We start from the raw sequence: 26710 nt of genomic DNA on the forward strand, positions 1-26710 counted from the left end.
GTTGACGTACATACAAAAGTACACTTTTGCATGATGCGCGGTCATATGACGTTTAAGCCCTTTGATTATCCATTTTGTCGTTAATTATTCATTATGTTAGTGCATAATTGTATTTTTGGTAGTGCTATTATAAAAAAGGAAAATAAATCTCCTTCCCTATGAGAAAATCACGATTAATCCTACTTATCGCATTATTTGCTATGCCTGCAATTTTTGGGCAAATAAAAATTGGCGATAACCCACAAGCAATTTCACCGACTTCGGTTTTAGAGCTAGAAAGTAATGACAGAGTTTTAGTCATCACTAGAATCACCACGGCTCAAATGGATGCCATTGTGCCCAACCAAGGTGCAATGATTTATAATACCGATACGCAATGTATTCATTATTATGATGGCACACAATGGGTAAACCTTTGTGATTCAGCAGGTTTTGAAGTAGCTGATAATAGTATTAAAAGTAATCATATTGATGATTTTAGTATACAAGGTAATGATATACAAGATGGGGCAATAGGTCTTGGAAAACTACAAAATGGATCGGTTACCGTAGATAAATTAAGTCAAAATGCGGTAGGGCCGTATGCTATAAATAGGGATAGCTTACCACTTAGTTATTTTGATAATGATTTAAATCTGCTGACTATAGATCCAGATGCGGCAAATGATATTACAAACCCTACGGGAAATGGTGCTTTTTATGATAATCAACCCGTTTTAGATTTAATTGATGCGAATACAACGTTTATCAATGGACATATTACTGCAGATCAGGATATCAACCCAAATAATGAAATACAAACCATAACATTTGACAATGGAACTAATATTCTTACGCTTGAACACCCAAGTGGTAATACCACTGCAAATTTATCAAGTTTAGCTGGTGGTGCAGGAAATACAACAGATGAGTTAATTACAGCAGCAATATTAAATGCTTCTAATGAATTGGTTATTACAGAAGGAGGCTTAAATACTACTATAGACTTAAGTAGTTTAGCTGGTGGTGGTGGTCAAAATTTAACAAATGTTTTGACTCAAGGTAATGATGCTGGTACAAACAAAATAATTGGATTAGGGGCACCTACAAACCCAAATGATGCAGCTACTAAAGCGTATGTTGATGCAAACGTAGGTGGAAATCAGAATTTAGCTCAAGTATTAACACAAGGAACGGATGGCGGAGCAGCTTTAATAAAGAATATTTTAGATCCAGTAGACCCACAAGATGCTGCTACCAGAGCTTATGTTTTAGCTGCTGTTGCCAGTGGTGGAGCAATAACGGATGGAAGTATTTTAATTGGAGGTGCAGGTGATGTAGCGCAACAATTAGCGGTGAGTGGTGATGCGACTTTAGCAAATGATGGTGCTTTAACAATTGAAGATGATGCTGTAGAACTAAATATGCTGGCACACCCGGATCCTGCAGCTACTATTCCACCAGCCAATGGCGATATAATGGTATGGGATAATGATAACCTTGAATGGAAAATTGATACCCAAGCTGGTGAGCATTCTGGCACGGCGAATGCCATATTTTTTGCAGATAAAGACCCTGCCAATCTTGGCAAACCAACAACTACCGATGATAATAGTTACGCAAATGATGATGGTGGTTTTTATTGGGATCCTGAAGGAAGGAAAGTTGGTACAACAGGTTACGGAGCACTTTATGTTGGTTTAGATGGTAATCCGCAATCAGATGAAGTAAAGGTTCACATTGCAGAAAGTAAACCAGGATTTGCTTATGCCTTAGAGTTACAAAATCGAAATAATGGAACAGGTACTACAACAGGAATTCTATTCTCAACTGAAGGCTCCACAACATATGGTAAGGGTGGTTTAGTATATGAAAGAACTGGCGGTTTTGCTCGAGGAGATTTTCATTTTCTTCAAAATTCAACTACAAGTACTGTAAGCACTGATTTAAACGATAAAGCCTTCACCATTAAAAACAATGGTGATATTGTTCTGTATGGTGGAATTGATATCGATGGTATTGGCACAGGAGGTACAAACCAAGTATTAACTTCCGATGGGGCTGGTGGAATTCTTTGGGGTGCCGGCGGAAGTGGAACTGACAATCAACAGTTAACTCTTGAAACAGGAAACCTTTTAACTTTGGAAGACGGTGGCACTGCAATTAACCTTACTCCCTTTCTTGACGACCAAACCGCGGCTGATGTATCTGTTGCCGCAACAGCTACCAACTATACTGCCGCTACCGCAGATGTCGAAGCCCATTTAGTTGGAATCAATACAGCACTTGCAAGTGGTGGGCACAACGGCACAGCTGCCGGCTCAATTTTCTTTGCTGCAGCAACAACTCCTTTTGCGCCTACAGAGAATAATGCACAACTTTTTTGGGATAACACAGATAATAAATTATATGTAGGCCCACAGTTTATAGATGCAGATAATAATGTGAAATTGAACATAGGTGGTACTGCACGCACGCAAGGTATTAAAAACTCACAAGGATCTGCTGCACTACCTTCCTATCGATTTACTGATGATGTTAACTCTGGAATGTTTTTACCCGTAGAAGACGAACTAGGTTTTTCTACTGTTGGCACAGAGGCTATTCGAATAGACCCTGACCAACAAGTTGGTGTTAGCATTCAAAACCCCACATCAACCTTACACGTAAATGGTACTTTTGCTACTGCAATACGAAACCCACCCGGTGATACAAGTCTAACTGATGACGATTATACATTAATTTTAAATTCAGGTGCAGGTCCAACAGACATAGCTCTTCCAGACCCTGCTACTTCGAAAGGTAGAATATATATAATTAAAAACCCATCAGCAAGTCCTGCCAATTTTTCAGGCTTTGATTATGTCCCATCAACCAGTACCGTAAGTACAAATGTAATTCCAGCTAGTGCTGTGTTACAAATACAAAGTGATGGTGCTGATTGGCAACAAATAAATTAATATGAAGCACCTATCCTACATATTCATACTTATGATGTTTGCCCTGGGTAATGCTCAAACTGGGTTGTACAATCAAGGTAACTTAGGTATTCATCAAGAAGGTAAAATTGGTTTTCATACCCATTTAATTAATGACGGGGTAATTGATGATGCTGAAGGTTTAGCAGGTTTTTATAGTGCAGCGAATATCATAGAAGTGAGTGGTGCTTTTCCGGCCACCTTTTATGATACAGAGTTCATGACACAAAATGGCGTATTATTAAATACAACCATGAATGTGGAAAACAATGCCAATTTTATTACAGGTGATGTACTTACTTTTCGCAATCAACCGTCAAATACGCTAAACTTCTTAGCCACCAGTTTTTCTACAGGCGAAGCTGACATTTCAAAAGTAGATGGTTACGCGAGTATTAATAATCTGCAGAATTTTACATTCCCTATTGGTGATGTGGTACAATTAAGACCTTTAATTTTAAATTCTAATGCGACCAATGCAGTTGCAAAATGCGCTTATTTTTTTGAAGACCCTAATACTGCAGCTACATTTGCAACAGGTTTTAATACCAATATAAAATCTGAAACTATTGGTGAAGTAAGCACCGTAGAGTTTTGGCATTTAGAGGGTAGCGTACCTTCTACAATTAGCATTAGTTGGAACGCGCGCAGTAATATTGGTGCCTTAACTGATGACCCTAATAATGTGGTAGCCGTTGGTTGGAGCAAAGCAATTAACCAATGGGTAAGTTTAGGCGGTACATCAACAGGTGACCTTACACAAGGATTTGCGGTATCTGCAAGTTTTGTTCCTGATGATTATGAGATAATTACGTTTAGTGGTGCGGGTGAGCCTTCTGATATAATAAACTTAGACAACTATTTAGTGACGCCCAATGGTGATGGCATCAATGATGTGCTTGAATTCCCTGAATTGGCCCTCTCACCAAACAATCACATGCGAATATTCGACCGTTATGGTTTAAAAGTATTTGATCAGCGCAATTATGTCAATGAGTTTGGTGGATTTGCAAATGGCAATAGCCTGGTTTTAAATAAAGATGAAGGCCTTCCGGCAGGTGTCTATTTTTATATCATTTCTATGGATGATTTGGGACTCGACTTTCAAGGGTTTTTATATTTAGCATCTCAAAATGCAAATTAGGTAGTATTCAATCCATTATACGGATTCCAAATTATCTTGAAAATTTAATTTTCTAATTCAAGCAACCAATAAATTCTTGCTTTATTTATAATTTCACTTAGTGCTCAGTTACTTTTTAGTACAATGTTGTTTTCCATTTTATTTGTCAATTAAATGGTAAAAAACACGTTAGCACGCTTCTAAATTTCTTGAAATCATCAAAAGGGTTTTAAATTCACATAAAGACTTACTAAACAGCATTTTAAAACAGAAATATTCATCGATTTTATCTGCTTTTTAACCTATTACAATTTCAATTTTGTTAGCAAGAATAAAATAGACAAATTATTTCTATGCCTTTTTACAACATAATTGACACGGTACACAACATATATTTAAAAATGGTGGGCATCACGACTAAATTTGGTGGTAACTAGTAAGTTAACACACAGTCCCATTGTTATGCACATTAAGAGACTTCTTTTTATTTTCACATTATTTGTATTCACTTTTAGCTACTCACAGGTCAAAGTAGGTGAAAATCCGAATACGATACATCAATCTTCCATACTTGAATTGGAAAGTGATTCCAAAGTATTTATATTAACCAGAGTTGATGATACTCAAATGAGTCGCATTAGACCACTAGCTGGTGCTATGGTTTATAATACCGAACAAGGATGCGTATTTCAATACAACGGTACTACATGGTCATCGCTATGTAATTCTACGACCTTCAATGAAACAACAACTGTCTTACTAGACAATAAAGATGGTACACTATCGTACACCAATGAAAACAATCAAGAGATATTAATTAGTAAATCAACTTTAACAAACGACGGTAACGGTAATTTTACTTTTAACAACAATGATGGCAACCCAATAACTTTTTCGGGTACTGATAATCAAGATGCTAATGAGGTTCTGCTCTCTACGCCTATTGATGTAGATGGAGACGGTACAAATGAAAACAATGTACAAACCGCAATTGCTGGCTTAGCAAATCTTAATACTGACGATGATATTACCGCTGTAGTTTTTGATGGTACCAATTTAACAGTCGAAGAAGGAACTACATCTTTTGGAGCGGATTTATCTGCTTTAGAAGAATCTAGTGATATCGCTGCGGTTCAAACCGATGTTGACCAAAACGAATCAGATGCTGATAACGCAATCGCTGCTGTGCAAACAAATTTAGATTCACATGTAGCTACTGATACCGATACAGATGAAACAAATGAACTTTCGGATTTAAACTTAGATGCTTCGAATATACTTACGCTTACGAATGCTGAAGCTGGTGCGACTGGAGTTGATCTTTCTGGATTTATTTCTTCGGATGATCAAAACTTAGAATCGGCTACGCTTTCTGCCACTAGCGAATTAGGAATTAATATTGAAGGGGGAAATGATGTGACGGTTGACCTATCTGCTTTAGAAGAGTCTAGTGATATCGCTGCTGTACAAGCTGATGTTGATCAAAATGAGGCTGATGCCGATTCTTCTATTGCAGCGGTACAGGCTGATGTAGACCAAAATGAAACCGATGCAGATAACGCAATTGCAGCAGTACAAACAAATTTAGATACGCATGTTGCTGCAGATACTGATACTGATGAAACAAACGAACTTTCTGATTTAAACTTAGATGCTTCAAATATACTTACGCTTACGAATGCAGAAGCAGGTGCGTCTGGAGTAGATCTTTCTGGATTCGTTTCTACCGATGATCAAAACTTAGAATCGGCTACACTTTCTGCCACTAGCGAATTGGGTATTAATATTGAAGGGGGTAATGATGTTACTGTTGATTTATCCGCTTTGGAAGAATCTAGCGATATCGCTGCTGTGCAAGCCGATGTTGATCAAAATGAGACTGATGCTGATTCTGCTATTGCAACGGTACAGGCTGATGTAGACCAAAATGAAACCGATGCGGATAACGCAATCGCTGCTGTGCAAACAAATTTAGATACACATGTAGCTGCTGATACCGATACAGATGAAACAAATGAACTTTCTGATTTAAATTTAGATGCCTCCAATATTCTTACCCTAACAAATGCGGAAGCAGGTGCAACTGGTGTTGATTTATCAGGATTCGTTTCTTCTGATGATCAAAACTTAGAGTCTGCTACACTTTCTGCGACTAGCGAATTAGGAATTAATATTGAAGGTGGTAACGATGTTACTGTTGATCTTTCTGCTTTAGAGGAGTCTAGTGATATCGCTGCAGTGCAAGCTGATGTAGACCAAAATGAGACTGATGCCGATTCTGCTATTGCAACGGTACAGGCTGATGTAGACCAAAATGAAACCGATGCAGATAACGCAATCGCTGCTGTGCAAACAAATTTAGATACACATGTTACTGCGGATACTGATACCGATGAAACCAACGAACTTTCTGATTTAAACTTAGACGCTTCAAATATACTTACGCTTACGAATGCGGAAGCAGGTGCAACTGGTGTTGATTTATCAGGATTCGTTTCTTCGGACGATCAAAACTTAGAATCGGCTACGCTTTCTGCGACTAGTGAACTAGGAATTAATATTGAAGGCGGTAATGATGTGACTGTTGACCTTTCTGCTTTGGAAGAATCTGCTGACATTACTGCGAACACAAATGCGATTGCTGCTGAAGTAGCGCGAGCAACTGCTGCTGAAACAGCTATACAAAATGATGTTAATCAAAATGAATTGGATGCGGATAACGCAATTGCAGCTGTGCAAACAAACTTAGATATGCATGTTGCTGCTGATACTGATACTGATGAAACAAACGAACTTTCTGATTTAAACTTAGATGCTTCAAATATACTTACGCTTACGAATGCCGAAGCTGGTGCGACTGGCGTTGATTTATCCGGTTTTGTGTCTACCGATGATCAAAACTTGGAATCCGCTACGCTTTCTGCGACTAGCGAATTAGGTATTAATATTGAAGGTGGTAATGATGTTACCGTTGATCTTTCTGCGCTGGAAGAATCTAGCGATATCGCTGCGGTTCAAACCGATGTTGACCAAAATGAGACTGATGCTGATTCTGCTATTGCAACGGTACAGGCTGATGTAGACCAAAATGAAACCGATGCGGATAACGCAATCGCTGCTGTGCAAACAAACTTAGATACTCATGTTGCTGCCGATACCGATACGGATGAAACAAATGAACTTTCGGATTTAAACTTAGATGCTTCAAATATACTTACGCTTACGAATGCGGAAGCAGGTGCGACTGGCGTTGATTTATCTGGTTTTGTTTCTTCGGATGATCAAAACTTGGAATCCGCTACGCTTTCTGCAACTAGTGAATTAGCTGTAAATATTGAAGGTGGTAATGATGTAACGGTTGACCTATCTGCTTTAGAGGAGTCTAGTGATATAGCTGCTGTACAAACAAATTTAGATGCACATGTAGCGGCTGATTCTGATACAGATGAAACAAACGAACTTTCTGATTTAAACTTAGACGCTTCCAATATTCTTACGCTTACAAATGCCGAAGCTGGTGCAACTGGTGTTGATTTATCAGGATTTGTTTCTTCAGATGATCAAAACTTAGAATCGGCTACACTTTCTGCCACTAGTGAATTAGCTGTAAATATTGAAGGTGGTAACGATGTTACTGTTGATTTATCTGCTTTGGAAGAATCTGCAGACATTACTACAAACACAAATGCGATTACGGCGGAAGTAGCGCGAGCAACTGCTGCTGAAACAGCAATTCAAGATGATGTCAATCAAAATGAAACCGATGCGGATAACGCAATTGCTGCAGTACAAACAAATTTAGATACGCATGTTGCTGCGGATTCTGATACAGACGAAACAAACGAACTTTCATTATTAGGAAACGGTGCTCCCACAGTTACCCCAAGCAATCCTGGTACTACATATGTAGATGAAACCGCTGGGCAATTATATGTATATAATGGTACTACCTGGGAAGCAGTTGGTGGAAACGCCAGTCCTGATTTAGATGGCGACCCAACTAACGAACTTTCTGATTTATCTATTTCAGGTACAACAGTACAATTAACTAATGCAGCTGCAGGAGCAACTGGTGTTGATTTAAATACAACCTTCGCTACAGACACAGAACTATCTAATGCTATAATTGCTTCTGAAGCTTTGGATTTGGATAAAGATGCAACCAACGAGCTTTCTGATTTAAACTTAGATGCCTCTAATATTCTTACGCTTACGAATGCCGAAGCTGGTGCAACTGGCGTTGATTTATCAGGATTTGTTTCTTCGGATGATCAAAACTTAGAATCGGCTACACTTTCTGCGACTAGCGAATTAGGAATTAATATTGAAGGCGGTAATGATGTGACTGTTGATTTATCTGCTTTAGAGGAATCTAGTGATATCGCTGCAGTGCAAACAAATTTAGATACACATGTTGCTGCGGATACCGATACGGATGAAACAAACGAACTTTCTGATTTAAACTTAGACGCTTCGAATGTTCTTACTTTAACTAATGCTGAAGCTGGTGCAACTGGTGTTGATTTATCAGGATTCGTTTCTTCGGACGATCAAAACTTAGAATCGGCTACGCTTTCTGCGACTAGCGAATTGGGTATTAATATTGAAGGTGGTAATGATGTTACTGTTGATCTTTCTACTTTGGAAGAATCTAGTGATATCGCAGCTGTGCAAGCTGATGTTGATCAAAATGAGACTGATGCAGATAACGCAATCGCTGCAGTACAAACAAATTTAGATACGCATGTTGCTGCAGATACAGATACCGATGAAACAAACGAACTTTCTGATTTAAACTTAGATGCTTCCAATATTCTTACGCTTACGAATGCGGAAGCAGGTGCAACTGGTGTTGATCTTTCTGGATTTGTTTCTACTGATGATCAAAACTTAGAATCGGCTACACTGTCTGCCACTAGCGAATTGGGTATTAATATTGAAGGCGGTAATGATGTGACTGTTGACCTTTCTGCTTTGGAAGAATCTGCTGACATTACTGCGAACACAAATGCGATTGCTGCTGAAGTAGCGCGAGCAACTGCTGCTGAAACAGCTATACAAAATGATGTTAATCAAAATGAATCGGATGCGGATAACGCAATCGCTGCTGTACAAACAAATTTAGATACGCATGTTGCTGCTGATACCGATACAGATGAAACAAATGAACTTTCTGATTTAAACTTAGACGCTTCCAATATACTTACGCTTACGAATGCGGAAGCAGGTGCAACTGGTGTTGATTTATCAGGATTCGTTTCTACCGATGATCAAAACTTAGAGTCCGCTACACTTTCTGCCACTAGCGAATTAGGTATTAATATTGAAGGCGGTAATGATGTGACTGTTGACCTTTCTACTTTGGAAGAATCTAGTGATATCGCAGCTGTACAAGCTGATGTAGACCAAAATGAAACCGATGCGGATAACGCAATCGCTGCGGTACAAACAAATTTAGATACGCATGTTGCTGCTGATACCGATACAGATGAAACAAATGAACTTTCTGATTTAAATTTAGATGCCTCCAATATTCTTACCCTAACAAATGCGGAAGCAGGTGCAACTGGTGTTGATTTATCAGGATTCGTTTCTTCTGATGATCAAAACTTAGAGTCTGCTACACTTTCTGCGACTAGCGAATTAGGTATTAATATTGAAGGTGGTAACGATGTTACTGTTGATCTTTCTGCTTTGGAAGAGTCTAATGATATCGCTGCTGTGCAAACAAATTTAGATTCGCACATTGCTGCCGATACTGATACAGATGAAACAAATGAACTTTCTGATTTAAACTTAGATGCTTCCAATATTCTTACGCTTACCAATGCGGAAGCAGGTGCAACTGGTGTTGATTTATCAGGATTTGTTTCTTCAGATGATCAAAATTTAGAATCGGCTACGCTTTCTGCGACTAGCGAATTAGGAATTAATATTGAAGGGGGTAATGATGTTACTGTTGATTTATCTGCTTTGGAAGAGTCTAGTGATATCGCTGCTGTGCAAACAAATTTAGATTCGCACATTGCTGCCGATACTGATACAGATGAAACAAACGAACTTTCTGATTTAAACTTGGACGCTTCAAATATACTTACACTTACGAATGCTGAGGCTGGTGCTACTGGTGTTGATCTTTCTGGTTTTGTGTCTACCGATGATCAAAACTTAGAATCGGCTACACTTTCTGCTACTAGCGAATTAGGTATTAATATTGAAGGGGGTAATGATGTGACTGTTGATTTATCTGCTTTAGAAGAATCTGCTGACATTACAACGAACACAAATGCGATTGCTGCTGAAGTAGCGCGAGCAACTGCTGCTGAAACAGCTATACAAAATGATGTTAATCAAAATGAAACCGATGCGGATAACGCAATCGCTGCTGTGCAAACAAACTTAGATACGCATATTGCTGCAGATACCGATACAGACGAAACAAACGAACTTTCTGATTTAAACTTAGATGCTTCAAATATTCTTACCCTAACAAATGCGGAAGCAGGTGCAACTGGTGTTGATTTATCAGGATTCGTTTCTTCGGACGATCAAAACTTAGAATCCGCTACGCTTTCTGCAACTAGTGAACTAGGAATTAATATTGAAGGCGGTAATGATGTAACTGTTGACCTCTCTGCTTTAGAGGAATCTAGTGATATAGCTGCTGTACAAGCTGATGTTGATCTAAATGAAACCGATGCGGATAACGCAATCGCTGCTGTGCAAACAAATTTAGATGCACATTTAGCTGCAGATACCGATACAGACGAAACAAACGAACTTTCTGATTTAAACTTAGATGCTTCAAATATTCTTACCCTAACAAATGCGGAAGCAGGTGCAACAGGTGTTGATCTTTCTGGTTTTGTTTCTACCGATGACCAAAACTTAGAATCAGCTACACTTTCTGCTACTAGCGAATTAGCTGTAAATATTGAAGGTGGTAATGATGTAACGGTTGACCTATCTGCTTTAGAAGAGTCTAGTGATATCGCTGCTGTACAAGCTGATGTTGATCAAAATGAGGCTGATGCCGATTCTTCTATTGTAGCGGTACAGGCTGATGTAGACCAAAATGAAACCGATGCAGATAACGCAATTGCAGCAGTACAAACAAATTTAGATACGCATGTTGCTGCAGATACTGATACTGATGAAACAAACGAACTTTCTGATTTAAACTTAGACGCTTCAAATATACTTACGCTTACGAATGCGGAAGCTGGTGCAACTGGAGTAGATCTTTCTGGATTCGTTTCTTCAGATGATCAAAACTTAGAATCGGCTACGCTATCTGCAACTAGTGAATTAGGAATTAATATTGAAGGCGGTAATGATGTGACTGTTGACCTTTCTGCTTTAGAAGAATCTGCTGACATTACTGCGAACACAAATGCGATTGCTGCTGAAGTAGCGCGAGCAACTGCTGCTGAAACAGCTATACAAAATGATGTTAATCAAAATGAATCGGATGCGGATAACGCCATCGCTGCTGTGCAAACAAACTTAGATACTCATGTTGCTGCTGATACCGATACAGATGAAACAAACGAACTTTCTGATTTAAACTTAGACGCTTCCAATATTCTTACGCTTACGAATGCCGAAGCTGGTGCAACTGGCGTTGATTTATCAGGATTTGTTTCTTCGGATGATCAAAACTTAGAATCGGCTACACTTTCTGCCACTAGCGAATTAGGTATTAATATTGAAGGCGGTAATGATGTGACTGTTGACCTTTCCGCCTTAGAAGAATCTAGTGATATTGCTACTGTACAAACAAATTTAGATGCACATGTTGCGGCTGATACGGATACGGATGAAACAAACGAACTTTCTGATTTAAACTTAGACGCTTCCAATATTCTTACGCTTACGAATGCAGAAGCAGGTGCAACTGGTGTTGATTTATCAGGATTTGTTTCTTCGGATGATCAAAACTTAGAGTCCGCTACACTTTCTGCCACTAGCGAATTGGGTATTAATATTGAAGGGGGTAATGATGTGACTGTTGACCTTTCTGCTTTAGAAGAGTCTAGTGATATCGCTGCGGTTCAATCAAATTTAGATGCACATGTAGCTGCGGATACGGATACAGACGAAACAAACGAACTTTCTGATTTAAACTTAGACGCTTCAAATATACTTACGCTTACGAATGCGGAAGCTGGTGCAACTGGAGTTGATCTTTCTGGATTCGTTTCTTCTGATGATCAAAACTTAGAATCGGCTACGCTTTCTGCGACTAGCGAATTAGGAATTAATATTGAAGGTGGTAATGATGTTACTGTTGATTTATCTGCTTTGGAAGAGTCTAGTGATATCGCAGCGGTTCAAACCGATGTCGACCAAAACGAATTAGATGCCGATAACGCAATCGCTGCTGTGCAAACAAACTTAGATACGCATATTGCTGCTGATACCGATACTGATGAAACAAACGAACTTTCTGATTTAAACTTAGATGCTTCAAATATACTTACGCTTACCAATGCGGAAGCAGGTGCAACTGGCGTTGATCTTTCTGGATTCGTTTCTACCGATGATCAAAACTTGGAATCCGCTACGCTTTCTGCGACTAGTGAACTAGGAATTAATATTGAAGGTGGTAATGATGTGACTGTTGACCTTTCTGCTTTAGAAGAATCTAATGATATAGCTGCAGTACAAACAAATTTAGATACGCATGTTGCTGCTGATACCGATACCGATGAAACAAACGAACTTTCGGATTTAAATTTAGATGCCTCCAATATTCTTACGCTTACGAATGCTCAAGCTGGTGCAACTGGAGTAGATCTTTCTGGTTTTGTGTCTACCGATGATCAAAACTTAGAGTCTGCTACACTTTCTGCGACTAGCGAATTAGGTATTAATATTGAAGGGGGTAATGATGTTACCGTAGATCTTTCTACTTTGGAAGAATCTAGTGATATCGCTGCGGTTCAAATCGATGTCGATCAAAACGAATTAGATGCCGATAACGCAATCGCTGCAGTGCAAACAAATTTAGATTCGCACATTGCTGCGGATACTGATACAGACGAAACAAATGAACTTTCTGATTTAAACTTAGATGCCTCCAATATTCTTACTTTAACTAATGCTGAAGCTGGTGCGACTGGCGTTGATTTATCAGGATTTGTTTCTTCGGATAATCAAAAAATTGAATTATTCGCTTTTAATGGCTCCACTTTTGAATTAATGTTAGGCATTGAAAATGATGCAACCACTAGGACAGCAAATTTATCATCATTACATGCTGATGGTACTGAAACAAAAATTGTTGCAGGAGATTCCAATATAATTGTAACAGGCGATGGTTCCTCAACCTTACCTTATGGAATATATAATAATTTTACCGAAGTTGACGGAAGTATCACAAACGAAACAAACACAGGTTTTACTACTGTAACTGTCTCCGGCACAGATTACTTAAGAATATCAGATTCTAATGGAGATTTAGATGTTCCGCTTTCTGATTTAGCACATTCAGGTACAACAGGCTCTGTCTTTTTTGCAGATGCATTGGGCAATCCATCAGAAAACAATTCTCAATTATTCTGGGATAATAGTAGTAATAGTTTTGGTATTGGTACAGCTAGCCCAACAAACAAACTACATGTTACCGGGGCTATTCGTTCTCAGGGATTGCTAAATTCTAATGGAACGGTTAATGAGCCATCCTATAGATTTCAGGCAGATACCAATACAGGTATGTATAGACCAGCAGCTGACGAAATCGGCTTTACTGTTGGTGGAATTCAAGCTTTAAGAATTGATGAAACATCAAATAATACGACAGTTATTGTAAATGAAACTTTAGAGTTAGAAGGTGATGTTTTAGACACAAGTAACTCACCTGGTACTGCGGGACAAGTTCTTAGCTCTACCGGAACAGGAACCGCATGGGTAAATTCTATGAGTCCAGTAAAAGCAATTGGAAAAATAGCTGGTGGTGGAAGTATTATCAAGGCAACAACAGGTGTTACTACTTCAAGAATTAGCACGGGTAGATACCAAGTTACCTTACCATCCGGTATGGTATCAGATGCAAATTACATCATTCAATTAACCCAACCTGGTAGAAATGGTTCAGGAAATGACGACCCAGGTATATCCTATTCAAATCAAACAACAACTGGATTTCAAGTCATAATTGGCGATAATGACAATGGCGCAACAGATAGAGCCAGATTTGATTCTGAATTTATGTTTACAATATTAGACCTATAACCAAACAACAAAAACGTGATTAAGAAACTACTAATAATTCTATTGTTCGTGACCACGGGCAGCATATACGGCCAAATTGATAGTCAGCTTTTACTTGGCCTAACGAATGCGACTACCTCAGAGATTAACGCTTTAACCGGCGCTAGTGAAGGTCAAATGCTGTACAATGAAGAAACGAAACAGGTCATGATTTTTAATGGGACTCTATGGACAAACACTTCTAATAGTAACTGGTTAGCTACCGGAAACACAGTAACAAATGGATCCTATCTAGGAACAAACAATGACGCAATTCTGGATTTAAGATCAAATTCAACTAGTATTTTACAATTTGGTAGGAGACAAACATTAGGTCTTACCCAAGGATATACTAATTACGATAACAACGACCAATACCTTACTTATTTGAAAGGAAGCAATGGAGTTGCTGCACTTCAATTTCAAGCAGATGCAGCGAGTTTTTATAAACCTATGTTTTATACCACATCAGATGGCAATTTTAGATTAAAAGGCAGCGCCGCAAATACCGATTTTTTTGAAATTGGATCCAATGGCGTTTCTAATGCAGGAGAATTAGAATTTGTTATTGGTGATGACGGCGCCGAACCCTTCATTTTTAAACGATATGATTATCGAGATGCATTAAAAAAAGAATTATTTAGAATACAAGGTGCTTCTGATAGCCAAGCTGCACTTCCAAGAATAGGTATAAATACAGGTCAATTAGCGAACTCAACCTTGCAGGTAGAAGGATCTATAGCTACCGCAATTAATACGGCAACTTCAAATATATCACTAAATGAAACGCACCACACTGTAATTATAACTAACAACAGTAACATTGTTTTACCAGCTGCAACTACTTGCAATGGTCGAACCTATATTATAAAAAATCAAAACAATAGTGCTATTACCATAACAGGATATTTAGATAACGAAGGAAATAGTAGCACTTCAATTGGTGCAAGCAGCATTTTACAAATACAGAGTAATGGCACAGTTTGGCATTCCATTACACCAGGAAAAACGAATAATAAATTTTTTATGAATTTTAGTGGTCGGGCTTATTTTTATACAACTTGGTATTCGCCTCATGACCAATATGGCATGGGCTATCAAAATTGGAACGCGGCTAAAGGTACAGGTGTTACACCTTCTTACTCTACTGCCAATCAATTTGGAGTTCCGATTACTTCAAACGCGACATTGGCTAAATTTTCGATGAAAAATGATTTCAACTCCACTAATGGTCTTGTTCTACCATCTATTAACTTATCAGTACTTAGAAATGGTTCAATAATTAATATTGGAACATATATTTTAACCAGTCCATCCACTTCAGTAAATATTCAAACTAACGATGTTGGATTTATGTTATTAGAGGGCGATTTATTGTTATGGGCCACAAAAACCACTTCAGGGAGTAGAGTAAATTACACCTCATTAACCTTTGAATTTACATACTAATTTAAAAACATGAAACTGCTCAAAATTTTAATGGCTTTGTTACTACTTCAAAATATTGTTGTAGCACAAGATGCTGTGCATAATTTTGGCAGTCTACAAGTGCATGATGGCACGACTGTAGGCTTTCATATTGACTTAATAAATGATGGGGTATTTGATAATAACCTTGGTTTAGTAGGTTTTTACGGCTATGATAAAGAACTCACTGTTTCTGGGACAAATGCACCCGTTTTCTATGATTCAGAGGTAATGGTGGACTATAATTTATACTTAGAAACTCCAATCGAAATAATAAATAATGGCAATTTAATAACAGGCAATATAGTCACACCAAGAAATAATTTAGATGTCTATACTAACTTTATTGACAATGCTTTTTATGTAGGTGAAAAAGATGCATCATCAGTAGATGGTTATGCAAGTTTAACTAATAAAGACAACTTTACATTTCCAGTAGGTGATCAAAAATACCTTCGACCATTATCAATAGCATCAACAATTGTTAATCTAAATGCAAAATGTGCATACTTCTTTGAAAGTCCAAATGCTCCGTCAACCTTTGGTAAAAGTTATCAAACAGACAAAAAAGAATCTGAGTATCTTTCAGTAAGTGATAAAGAATTTTGGCATTTGCAAGGAAATGTACTTTCATCTGTTACCTTAACTTGGAATGAAAGAAGTGATGTTAGAACATTAGGGCAAACTATTGAAGATTTAAAAGTGGTAGGTTGGCATAAAGAAGATAACGAGTGGGTAAATCTTGGTAATACCACTGCTCAAGGTTCAATGAATAGTGGATCTATTACTTCGGATGTATTCATTCCAAATGACTATGAACTTTTAACTATTGGCGGGAGCGACAAAAGGTTGAATGAGTTTATAACCATTGAGTTAGATAATTATTTTATTACACCAAATGGTGATGGAAGAAATGATTATTTAGTTTTAGATGGACTTGAAAAATCACCAAATAATGAGCTTAAAATATTTAATCGTTATGGTGTATTGGTATATTCTGAATTGAATTATCAAAATAATTTTAATGGAATTTCAAATAGAAATACAGTTGTTAGCCGTGGGTCTGGCCTTGCATCTGGGGTATACTTTTATATAATTACCATGCTAGATATTAGACAAAGACACCAAGGTTACCTGTATTTATCGGTAACTGAATAATAATTAATAGAATTTAAATATTAAATTTAATATTTAAACCACTAAAAAAATATAATTGGCAACATTCTTGTAATGTTCTAAACAACATTTACTATAGAAATCAACATAAAACCTATGCAACGAAGAAAATTCATAAAAAACAGTAGTTTATCTGGTTTGGCCCTAACAATGTTACCAAGCATTGTATCGGCGAAAACAAAAGATTTTGAGTATGGCATTCTTGAACTTATGGGAAAAGTTGACATTGAGCTTTACGGTGAAGGAATCAATCTGAGAAAAGAGGCACATGATGCATTTCTTGAGATGAAGAAAGCTGCTTATAGTGACGGTATTGATATTAAAATTGTTTCTAGCTATAGAAATTTTGATAGGCAAACTGCGATATTTGAGCGAAAGTATATACGCTACACTGATGTAGATGGAATGTTACCATTAGAGGCAATTGACAAAATAATTGAATATTCAACTATTCCTGGTACTAGCAGACACCATTGGGGTACCGAAATTGATGTTATCGATGGATATCCTAAAGTTGATGGAGATGTTTTAATACCAAATAAATTTTATGGAGGTGGTCCGTTCGAAAACTTCAAAAAATGGATGGATGAAAATTCAGAGAAGTATGATTTTCATTTAGTTTACACCGATATTGAAAAAAGAAATGGTTTTAAATATGAGCCATGGCATTTTAGTTATGCTCCATTATCAGTACCAATGTTAACAGAATTCAGAAGTAAAAATTTGATGCAAATTTTAAAAAATGAAGAATTTGAAGGTAGTTCTGAATTCACTACTGGTTTTCTTAGAAATTACATAAAAAACAATATTTTAGATATAAATCCTTCCCTTTTATAACACTTTTTGTACCTTGAAACGGTACAGAACGAAATTATAAAAATGAGAAGAAGTAGTTGGAAGATACGTATCTTCATAGGTTTAGCCATCGTAGCTTTTGCTTTTATTCAAAAATGTAGTAATACAGAAGAGAATCCGTATACTGGCAGATCACAACATATTGCCATGTCAACGGATCAAGAAATAGCTATTGGTCTTCAAAGTGCACCAGAAATGGCACAACAACATGGCGGACTTTATCCTGATGAACGTTTACAAGCTTTTGTAGATGCTGTGGGCAACAAACTTGTTCAAAATAGTATTGCACGAGAAACTCCCTATAAATATGATTTTCATTTATTAGCTGATGATCAAACAATTAATGCTTTTGCGCTACCCGGCGGACAATGTTTTATCACCTATGCCCTATTCTCTCAATTAAATGAAGCTCAATTGGCTGGTGTTTTAGGCCATGAAATTGGTCATGTTGTTGGTAGACATTCTGCAGAAAGAATTGCAGATAGTAATTTCTGGAAAACAGCTACTATGGGTGCAACCGTTGGAGTTGGTGATATGGGTGGTCTTGTTGGCGGAATTGGCCAAAACACACTTTTAACCAATGGCCGTGACGACGAATTAGAAAGTGATGATCTTGGTGTTCTTTTTATGATTCAAGCAGGTTATAATCCGCATGAAATGATTGAAGTAATGAAAATTTTAAAGGCTGCTGCAGGCCCAAACAGAGTTCCTGAAATGCAAAGCACACACCCAGATCCCGAAAATCGTATAGAAAAAATTAAAGAAGCTATTCAAAGATATAGCAACAAGTAATATGTTAAATATTGCTAAACATCTGATTTCTAAAGACTTTTATTTATATTTGATATTCCCATAAATCTATTTTCGCCTCAGATTTAACTCCTTATAGCTTTGATTTTATTAATCATGCTAGGCACAAAACATTGTGTGTTTCAGCAATAAATGAAACTATATGGGAACAATTCTACATTTCAAAAGTCTGTATTTAAATGCATTTACAAACTGCAAGCCACTTGCCTTAGTATTACTATTAAAAGTTTATTCGGTATTTTGTGCTGCCATGATTCTCTTGGCATTTTATGTGTTTTTTTATAAAGCCTTTACCGGATTTGATTTTTAAAAGTATTGTTTAGAAACTCTTTTACATGAACACTATTAAGAGTTAAAAAACCCTAACACAATATGTTAGGGTTTTTATTTTTTAGACACCTTTGTAGAATCTTATTCCATACTTCACAAAATTAAATTAAGCTATTGATTTAAGACTCAGATCTTCAGATAGTTTAGTTTCGAGATCCACTTTAAGCAATTCAATTAATTAATTCACTAAATACTTAGCTCTTTCCCTAATTATTTGTAAAAATTAGAAAACAAGATTCAAAAAATTGGCATTACTACTTTGATCGTTCTACTTTTGAAAAAGCAATAAAACTCACACATGAACAAGAAAGTTATTTTGATGATTTTAGACGGTTGGGGAACTTCTCCAGACCCAAAAGTGTCAGCAATTGATAATGCCCAAACACCATATATAGATTCATTATACAAGAAATATCCAAATGCTGCGCTGCGTACAGACGGCTTAAATGTTGGCCTACCAGAGGGCCAAATGGGTAATAGTGAAGTTGGCCATATGAACTTAGGTGCTGGCAGAATAGTATATCAAGAACTTACAAGAATTAATTTAGCTGTTCAGAATAATACACTAAAAGATGAAAAAGTTCTTTTAGATGCTTTTAATTATGCAAAAGCAAATGATAAAAAAGTTCACTTTTTGGGTCTGCTAAGTGATGGTGGCGTTCATTCTCACATTAATCATTTAAAAGGATTATTAACCGCTGCAAATGATAATGGCTTAGAAAAAGTATACGTACACGCATTTACTGATGGTAGAGATGTAGATCCAAAGGCAGGAGCCAGTTACGTAAAAAGTTTGCAGGATCACATGAGCAAAACTGTAGGTTCAATTGCAACCGTAACAGGTAGGTATTATGCGATGGATCGTGATAATCGATGGGAACGTGTAAAACTAGCTTATGATGTAATGATAAATAATGTTGGAGAACCTACTGACAATATTATTGAAACACTACAAGCAAACTACCAAAATGATGTTACTGATGAATTCATTAAGCCTTTGGTTGCTGATAGTACTGGTCAAATTGATCCAGATGATGTCGTGATATTTTTCAATTTTAGAACAGATCGTGGCAGAGAATTAACCAATATGCTTTCTCAAAATGATTTTCCTGAATACGGTACAAAAAAAATACCGCTGTACTATGTTACAATGACAAACTATGACGATAGTTTTAAAGGAATAAACGTAGTTTTTAACAAAGATAATATCACCGAAACTCTTGGTGAAGTATTAGCAAATGCAGGTAAAAATCAAATAAGAATTGCCGAAACAGAAAAATACCCTCATGTAACATTCTTTTTCTCAGGAGGTCAAGAAGCACCATTTAAAGGCGAAAGTAGAATCCTTAGAAATTCTCCAAAAGTAGCCACCTATGATTTAAAACCGGAAATGAGTGCCTTCGAATTAACCGATGCTTTGGTTGAAGATTTAAAGAAACAAGAAGCTGATTTTGTTTGTCTAAATTTTGCCAACGGAGATATGGTAGGGCACACAGGTATTATGGAAGCCGCAATAAAAGCTTGTGAAGCAGTAGATATTTGTGTTAAAAAAGTAATTGAAACCGGACTAGAGAATGGTTATTCTACCATTTTAATCGCAGATCATGGCAATTGCGAGACCATGATAAACCCAGATGGTTCACCTCACACCGCGCATACTACCAATCCTGTGCCAATTATTTTAATAGACAAAGACATTAAAACAATTCATAATGGAGTCTTGGGAGATATTGCACCTACAATTTTAAAAATGATTGGTGTTCCGCAACCAGCAGCCATGACATGCAAATCATTAGTTTAAAAAGTCTTACTTACCTTTGTTGCTTATGATTAAGATTAAAACCTCAGAAGAAATTGAATTAATGCGCGAGAGCGCATTGATTGTTTCAAAAACATTAGGAATGTTAGCCGCTGAAATAAAACCAGGGGTTACTTCATTACAATTAGACAAGTTAGCTGAAGCCTTCATTAGGGATCACGGTGCAATACCAGGTTTTCTAGGCCTTTATAATTTTCCTAACTCGTTATGTATGAGTCCAAATGCGCAGGTCGTTCATGGTATACCTAATGACACGCCATTAGTAGACGGTGATATAATTTCAATTGATTGTGGTGCATTAAAAAATGATTTTTATGGTGATCACGCCTATACTTTTGAAGTTGGCGAAGTAAGTTCTGAAACTAAAAAATTGCTACAGGTTACTAAAGAATCACTCTATATTGGTATTAAAGAATTTAAATTAGGCAACCGCGTTGGTGATGTTGGCTATGCCATACAAAAATACACTGAAGACCATGGTTACGGCGTAGTACGCGAATTGGTAGGCCATGGCTTAGGTAGAAAAATGCACGAAGATCCAGAAATGCCTAATTATGGCAAACGAGGTCGAGGAAAAAAATTCATCAACGGCATGGTAGTAGCCATTGAACCAATGACCAATCTAGGCACACATCGTATTAAGCAACTAAAAGACGGTTGGACAATTCTTACTGCGGATGGTAAACCTAGTGCACATTTTGAACATGATGTGGCTCTTGTGGATGGCAAACCAGAATTGCTCTCAACATTCCAATATATTTATGAAGCCCTCGGAATAAAAAGCGATGAAGAAGTAGCTTTCAGAAAAGAGAAATTTCAAGCTTAGAACAGGCATTTCATGAAAAAAATATTCAAGCTAATTCTGAATATTATACCGCGGCCCATTCTCATTAAAATGAGTTATTGGGTTCGACCCATTCTTGCTTTTTTTATGCGAGGTGATAATTTTGTTGATCCTATTGATGGCAAAAGCTTTAAAAGTTTTCTTCCCTACGGATACGAAAATCCTAGAGAAAATGTACTAGCACCAGCTACATTATCATTAGAAAGACATCGTTTGCTCTGGCTGTATCTTAAAAATGAAACTAATTTCTTTACCGATAATATACGCCTCTTACATTTTGCGCCTGAACAAGCCTTTTACAAGCGATTCAAAACACTAAAAAATATTGACTATACCACTACAGATTTAAATTCACCCCTAGCTGATATTGAAGCAGATATCTGTGCCTTACCCTTTAATGATAAATCTTTTGATGTAATTCTATGTAATCATGTTCTAGAACACATACCCGATGACACCAAAGCTATGGAAGAATTGTATCGAGTACTAAAGCCAGGTGGTTGGGGTATTTTTCAAATTCCTCAAGATTTAAACCGCATGGAAACTTTTGAAGACAATAGTATAACCGATAAAAAAGAGCGCGCTAAAATCTTTGGTCAATACGATCATGTACGTGTTTATGGGCGAGACTATTTTAAAAAACTTCGCAGTATTGGTTTTTCAGTGGAAGAAGTTGATTACACAGCTAATTTTTCCGCAGAAGAAATTGAAAGATACCGACTAGCAAAAGGTGAATTAATACCTTTAGTTAGAAAATAGTTATTCAGAAATAATACGATTTCTAAAACCTTCTGTCATAAATTCTTTAATACCACCGTTTTCATCAGAATACACCAGATATGCGTCAAGTTCTTGATGTTTTGATAAAACAATTTTCACATCACTTAAATTCATAGCCATAAAAGAGGTAGCATAGCCATCTGCAGTAGCACAATTATTTGCGAACACAGTAGCCCCTAATGTTGAAGAATTTTGTGTGAAACCCGTTTTAGGGTTAACAGTATGTACATACTTTTCACCTGTTTCTTCATTTATTCGAAACTTAATATAGTTACCTGAAGAAGCCATAGCTCTATCTTTCAAATAGATTAATTTCTTCGGATTTCTAGATTCAGCCTCAGGGTCATCAATACCAATTACCCACTCTTTTTGTTTAATACTATTGATTCCTTTCGCTACAACCTCTCCCCCAACTTCAACCAAATAATTTTCAATTCCTTTTTTATCAAGCATCAATGCTAATCGGTCAATTGAGTATCCTTTTGCTATAGCATTAAAATCAAATTTAATTCGTGATGATTGCTTCTTAATAGTATTATTTGCAAGCAATTGCACTTTCTCAAAACCTACATAATCTAAAAGACTATCCACTTTAGCGCTATCAAGCTCTATTTGTTTTCCAGGTCCAAATCCCCAAGCATTAACCAAAGTGCCCACTGTGGGGTCAAAAAAGCCATTTGTAGCCTGATACACCTCCTTAGAAAGTTCAAATACTTCTTTAAACATTTCATCAACCACCACAGTTGAATCTCCAACATTGATTTTTGAAATATCAGAAGTTGGTATATAAGTTGACATTGATTGATTTACAGCAGCAAATACCGAGTCAATTTGTGTCTGAAAATCTAATTCTCCTTTTGAAATATAAATGATACTATAACTTGTGCCCAGAGCACCACCAACATTTTGATTTTTAACTAAAGTAGGTTGACTTGAACATGAAGTAATTACAAATGCTAAAAGCATAATGGAAAGCAATGAAAAACTTTGACTGGCCATTACAGTACGAGAAATAAAGCGTTTTAGAGACATACAGCTAATAGATTTACAAGATTTCATATTTTTAGAAATAAAAGAAAAACTAAACTTCGATTAGTCCATAATAATCAACAATATATTCTTCATTCAGATAAACAGGAAGATTTCTGTCTTGGGCATTTGACAAACCTACACCTGCGTAGTATGATTGTGCTTTCTGCTTATTGGCATGATCTTTCATTTTAGCCATCAAATCTTGATCATAATTCGTAGGATCTTCAGGAAAAGGTACATTTCTAACTATGATAAAATGTAATTTCTTATCCTTTAAACAAACAAATTGCGGATTCTTTTTGAGCTTACTGTTTACACCCATAAATTCAAAACCATCTTCTTCTAGCTTTCTACCCACAATGTTCATTGCTAGATTATGAAGTTCTTGTTCTGTTAACGGCTTACTCATAATGTGAGTTAGAATTAAATTTTAAGTAAAAAACCTGACAGATTTAAAACCTGTCAGGTTTGATTTTTTATTTAGACTCTTGATTATAGGCAAATAAATTTGAATACAAATTGAAGTTTTACCCTCCAAAATCATCAAAACGAATATGCTCATCAGGAATTCCAAAATCTTCACCCATCTTTTGAACGGCTTTGTTCATCAAAGGTGGTCCACAGAAATACAATTCAATATCTTCTGGTGAATCATGTAAGCTTAAGTAATTATCTATAACACAATTATGAATAAAACCTACAAAACCATCTCCTGGGGCTTCAATATTTTCTTTTACTTTCCAGTTATCTTCTTCAGCTGGCTCAGATAGTGCCAAATAAAACTTGAAGTTTGGAAATTCTTTTTCTAAGGCATAGAAATGCTCTAAGTAGAATAATTCTCTTTTAGAACGCCCACCATACCAGTAAGTAACCTTACGACCTGTTTTTAATGTTTTGAATAAGTGATATAAATGTGAGCGCATTGGTGCCATACCTGCACCACCACCTACATATAACATTTCAGAATCTGACTCATTGATGAAGAATTCACCATAAGGGCCAGAAATAACTACATCATCACCAGGTTTTAATCCGAATATATATGAAGAAGCTACTCCAGGATTTACATCCATCCACCCGTTTTTAGCACGATCCCATGGCGGGGTAGCTATACGAACATTCAACATAATTTCACGCCCTTCTGCAGGAAAAGAAGCCATTGAATATGCTCTTTCTACTGTTTCAGGATTTTTCATTACCAAAGGCCAAAGATTAAACTTATCCCATTCGGCTTGAAACTTATCTGGAGTTTCATGTTCTTCAGGGTGCGCTGTAATATCCATATCTGCAAATTTTACTTCACATTCTGGAATTTCAATTTGAATATATCCACCAGCTTTATAGCCCATATCTTCAGGAATTTCTACAACAAATTCCTTAATAAATGAAGCAACATTATAGTTACGCACTACTTTACCTGCCCATTTTTTGATACCAAATACTTCTTCAGGAATGGTAATCTCCATATCCTGTTTTACTTTAACCTGACAGGCCAAACGAGCACCGTGGTTTAATTCTTTCTTTGAGAAATGCGGAGTTTCAGTTGGTAATGCTTCGCCACCACCAGAAAGTACATGGCATTCACACTGAATACAGGTTCCACCTCCACCACAAGCAGAAGGCAAAAACACTTTTTGATTACCTAATGTAGTCAGCAATGAGCTACCTGAGCCCACTTCAATTTTCTTTTCTCCGTTTATTGTAATGGTCACCGGACCAGATGGAGAAAGCTTTTCTTTGGTAAACAACAATAATGTAACCAATAATAATAAAAGAATAAGGAACGCAACAACTGTAATTAATATGGTTCCTCCGGTACTTGTAGCTAAAATCATTTCTACTATTTTATAGCTTCGTTATAAGAAATATCATTTTCGTCAATTTCTTCTTTTTTCTTTTTATCTGTATCTAAAATGCCTAAATCTTCCGTTTCAATTTTATCAACGGCTGTTTCAGTTTTAACGGGTTCTTCAGCATCGCCTCCACCTGTTAACATTCCACCGAAACTCTGAAAACCAATTCCCATTAAACCAGTAATGATAAAAGTAATACCTAGGCCACGTAACGGCGCTGGTACATTTGAGTATCTAATTTTTTCACGTATAGCTGCAATTGCTAAAATCGCTAGAAACCAGCCGATACCTGAACTAACACCATAATTAAATGCCAAGCCTAAAGTTTCAATTTCTCTTGCTTGCATGAATAATGAACCACCTAAAATGGCACAGTTTACAGCAATTAAAGGCAAGAATATACCAAGTGAGTTATATAATGATGGCGAAAATTTCTCCACCACTATTTCTACCAATTGAACCATAGTTGCAATAGTTGCAATAAATAAGATGAACGATAAAAAGCTCAAATTATAATCTGCATATTCAGGGCCTAACCAAGCTAAAGCACCATCTTGCAAAAGATATTTATCTAATAACCAGTTCAATGGAACGGTAACCGCCAATACAAAAATCACGGCGGCACCTAAACCTACTGCTGTGGCTACTTTCTTTGAAACAGCCAAATAAGAACACATTCCTAAAAACACGGCAAATACCATGTTATCAATGAAAATGGACTTAAAAAATAATTCTACATGCTCTAACATAATACTCTTCTATTAATTGTCTTCAACTAATGCAGGGTTACGCGAACGTTGAACCCAAATAATAATACCCACAACAATAAGCGCAGCTGGCGGAATAATCATAAATCCATTATTCTCATAGCCTGTGGCGTACACTCCTGTTTTCGTTATTGGATCTCCTAATACAGGATATCCTAATAAAGTACCCGATCCGAACAACTCTCTAAAAAATCCTACAATTATTAAGATAACTCCATACCCTAATGAGTTACCAATTCCATCAAGGAAAGATTTCCAAGGTCCGTTTGCTAGAGCAAAAGCTTCAAAACGCCCCATGATAATACAGTTGGTTATAATCAACCCAACAAACACAGATAAGGTTTTACTCAATTCATAAGCAAACGCTTTAAGCACCTGATCAACAATAATCACCAAGGTAGCAACTACTATCAGTTGAACGATAATACGTATTTTAGAAGGTATGATGTTACGCATCAATGAAATAACCACGTTACCAAGGCCTAAAACAAACAGCACCGCAATAGCCATCACAATAGAAGCCTTAAGCTCGGCAGTAATAGCCAATGCAGAACATATACCTAGCACCTGAATGGTTATTGGGTTATTATCCGCAAGAGGATCCAATATTAAATTCGTGTCTTTTTTTGAAAGTAATCCCATA

The 26710-nt window shown here is 36.8% G+C and carries 16 protein-coding genes; 11 read left to right on the top strand and 5 right to left on the bottom strand.

The genetic code is table 11. The annotated features are described in order from the left end of the window. The first annotated feature begins 158 nt into the window (after nt 1-158). From JQC67_RS18030 to JQC67_RS18075, 11 genes are all read left to right on the top strand, one after another. Nucleotides 159-2939, top strand: coding sequence for a hypothetical protein (locus tag JQC67_RS18030; RefSeq protein WP_203254297.1), 2781 nt, complete (start codon nt 159-161; stop codon nt 2937-2939). Nucleotide 2940: 1 nt separating this feature from the next. Continuing rightward, nucleotides 2941-4101 (top strand): gliding motility-associated C-terminal domain-containing protein, encoded by a 1161-nt coding sequence (locus tag JQC67_RS18035; protein WP_203254298.1) that lies wholly within the window; start codon nt 2941-2943, stop codon nt 4099-4101. A gap of 441 nt (nt 4102-4542) precedes the next feature. Continuing rightward, on the top strand, nt 4543-14316 hold the full coding sequence (locus JQC67_RS18040) for a midas domain-containing protein (RefSeq protein ID WP_203254299.1): 9774 nt from the start codon (nt 4543-4545) through the stop codon (nt 14314-14316). 15 nt (nt 14317-14331) lie between these two features. Continuing rightward, nucleotides 14332-15783 carry a hypothetical protein gene (locus JQC67_RS18045; RefSeq protein WP_203254300.1) on the top strand — a complete coding sequence of 484 codons (1452 nt, stop codon included), beginning with the start codon at nt 14332-14334 and terminating at the stop codon, nt 15781-15783. Between the two features lie 9 nt (nt 15784-15792). Then, complete coding sequence (locus tag JQC67_RS18050) at nt 15793-16959, top strand: gliding motility-associated C-terminal domain-containing protein (RefSeq protein WP_203254301.1); 1167 nt, start codon at nt 15793-15795, stop codon at nt 16957-16959. 114 nt (nt 16960-17073) lie between these two features. Next, the gene (locus tag JQC67_RS18055) at nt 17074-17814 is read left to right on the top strand and encodes a M15 family metallopeptidase (RefSeq protein WP_203254302.1); all 741 of its coding nucleotides are present in this window, start codon (nt 17074-17076) and stop codon (nt 17812-17814) included. A 42-nt stretch (nt 17815-17856) separates the two neighbouring features. Continuing rightward, complete coding sequence (locus JQC67_RS18060) at nt 17857-18624, top strand: M48 family metalloprotease (protein WP_203254303.1); 768 nt, start codon at nt 17857-17859, stop codon at nt 18622-18624. Between the two features lie 160 nt (nt 18625-18784). Further along, nucleotides 18785-18952, top strand: coding sequence for a DUF6747 family protein (locus JQC67_RS19210; protein WP_317198384.1), 168 nt, complete (start codon nt 18785-18787; stop codon nt 18950-18952). Nucleotides 18953-19270: 318 nt separating this feature from the next. Next, nucleotides 19271-20773 carry a 2,3-bisphosphoglycerate-independent phosphoglycerate mutase gene (gene gpmI, locus JQC67_RS18065; RefSeq protein WP_203254304.1) on the top strand — a complete coding sequence of 501 codons (1503 nt, stop codon included), beginning with the start codon at nt 19271-19273 and terminating at the stop codon, nt 20771-20773. Between the two features lie 25 nt (nt 20774-20798). Further along, on the top strand, nt 20799-21617 hold the full coding sequence (gene map / locus JQC67_RS18070; RefSeq protein WP_203254305.1) for a type I methionyl aminopeptidase: 819 nt from the start codon (nt 20799-20801) through the stop codon (nt 21615-21617). Nucleotides 21618-21629: 12 nt separating this feature from the next. Beyond that, a complete protein-coding gene (locus tag JQC67_RS18075) occupies nt 21630-22394 on the top strand; it encodes a class I SAM-dependent methyltransferase (RefSeq protein ID WP_203254306.1) in 765 nt (254 codons plus the stop codon). Here JQC67_RS18075 and JQC67_RS18080 read toward each other — a convergent pair whose 3' ends face one another. The 5 genes from JQC67_RS18080 to JQC67_RS18100 form a co-directional block, all read right to left on the bottom strand. Further along, on the bottom strand, nt 22395-23474 hold the full coding sequence (locus JQC67_RS18080; protein ID WP_238934909.1) for an FAD:protein FMN transferase: 1080 nt from the start codon (nt 23472-23474) through the stop codon (nt 22395-22397). Nucleotides 23475-23496: 22 nt separating this feature from the next. Next, the gene (locus JQC67_RS18085; protein WP_203254307.1) at nt 23497-23856 is read right to left on the bottom strand and encodes a Na(+)-translocating NADH-quinone reductase subunit F; all 360 of its coding nucleotides are present in this window, start codon (nt 23854-23856) and stop codon (nt 23497-23499) included. Between the two features lie 118 nt (nt 23857-23974). Continuing rightward, entirely contained in the window at nt 23975-25282 is a 1308-nt protein-coding gene (nqrF, locus tag JQC67_RS18090; protein ID WP_203254308.1) for an NADH:ubiquinone reductase (Na(+)-transporting) subunit F, read from the bottom strand. 5 nt (nt 25283-25287) lie between these two features. Beyond that, nucleotides 25288-26049, bottom strand: coding sequence for an NADH:ubiquinone reductase (Na(+)-transporting) subunit E (gene nqrE, locus JQC67_RS18095; protein WP_203254309.1), 762 nt, complete (start codon nt 26047-26049; stop codon nt 25288-25290). 12 nt (nt 26050-26061) lie between these two features. Then, nucleotides 26062-26709 carry an NADH:ubiquinone reductase (Na(+)-transporting) subunit D gene (locus tag JQC67_RS18100; RefSeq protein ID WP_203254310.1) on the bottom strand — a complete coding sequence of 216 codons (648 nt, stop codon included), beginning with the start codon at nt 26707-26709 and terminating at the stop codon, nt 26062-26064. Nucleotide 26710: the final 1 nt, after the last annotated feature.

Origin of the sequence: Aurantibacter crassamenti (assembly GCF_016811105.1) — a bacterium.
Classification (GTDB): domain Bacteria; phylum Bacteroidota; class Bacteroidia; order Flavobacteriales; family Flavobacteriaceae; genus Aurantibacter_A; species Aurantibacter_A crassamenti.

Excerpts from the sequence above, each read along its gene's own strand:
- nqrE (WP_203254309.1), bottom strand. The coding sequence starts at position 26,049 with ATGTTAGAGCATGTAGAATTATTTTTTAAGTCCATTTTCATTGATAAC.
- JQC67_RS18040 (WP_203254299.1), top strand. The coding sequence starts at position 4,543 with ATGCACATTAAGAGACTTCTTTTTATTTTCACATTATTTGTATTCACT.
- JQC67_RS19210 (WP_317198384.1), top strand. The coding sequence starts at position 18,785 with ATGGGAACAATTCTACATTTCAAAAGTCTGTATTTAAATGCATTTACA.
- JQC67_RS18035 (WP_203254298.1), top strand. The coding sequence starts at position 2,941 with ATGAAGCACCTATCCTACATATTCATACTTATGATGTTTGCCCTGGGT.
- JQC67_RS18085 (WP_203254307.1), bottom strand. The coding sequence starts at position 23,856 with ATGAGTAAGCCGTTAACAGAACAAGAACTTCATAATCTAGCAATGAAC.
- gpmI (WP_203254304.1), top strand. The coding sequence starts at position 19,271 with ATGAACAAGAAAGTTATTTTGATGATTTTAGACGGTTGGGGAACTTCT.
- JQC67_RS18030 (WP_203254297.1), top strand. The coding sequence starts at position 159 with ATGAGAAAATCACGATTAATCCTACTTATCGCATTATTTGCTATGCCT.
- map (WP_203254305.1), top strand. The coding sequence starts at position 20,799 with ATGATTAAGATTAAAACCTCAGAAGAAATTGAATTAATGCGCGAGAGC.
- JQC67_RS18055 (WP_203254302.1), top strand. The coding sequence starts at position 17,074 with ATGCAACGAAGAAAATTCATAAAAAACAGTAGTTTATCTGGTTTGGCC.
- nqrF (WP_203254308.1), bottom strand. The coding sequence starts at position 25,282 with ATGATTTTAGCTACAAGTACCGGAGGAACCATATTAATTACAGTTGTT.
- JQC67_RS18100 (WP_203254310.1), bottom strand. The coding sequence starts at position 26,709 with ATGGGATTACTTTCAAAAAAAGACACGAATTTAATATTGGATCCTCTT.
- JQC67_RS18050 (WP_203254301.1), top strand. The coding sequence starts at position 15,793 with ATGAAACTGCTCAAAATTTTAATGGCTTTGTTACTACTTCAAAATATT.
- JQC67_RS18060 (WP_203254303.1), top strand. The coding sequence starts at position 17,857 with ATGAGAAGAAGTAGTTGGAAGATACGTATCTTCATAGGTTTAGCCATC.
- JQC67_RS18075 (WP_203254306.1), top strand. The coding sequence starts at position 21,630 with ATGAAAAAAATATTCAAGCTAATTCTGAATATTATACCGCGGCCCATT.
- JQC67_RS18080 (WP_238934909.1), bottom strand. The coding sequence starts at position 23,474 with ATGAAATCTTGTAAATCTATTAGCTGTATGTCTCTAAAACGCTTTATT.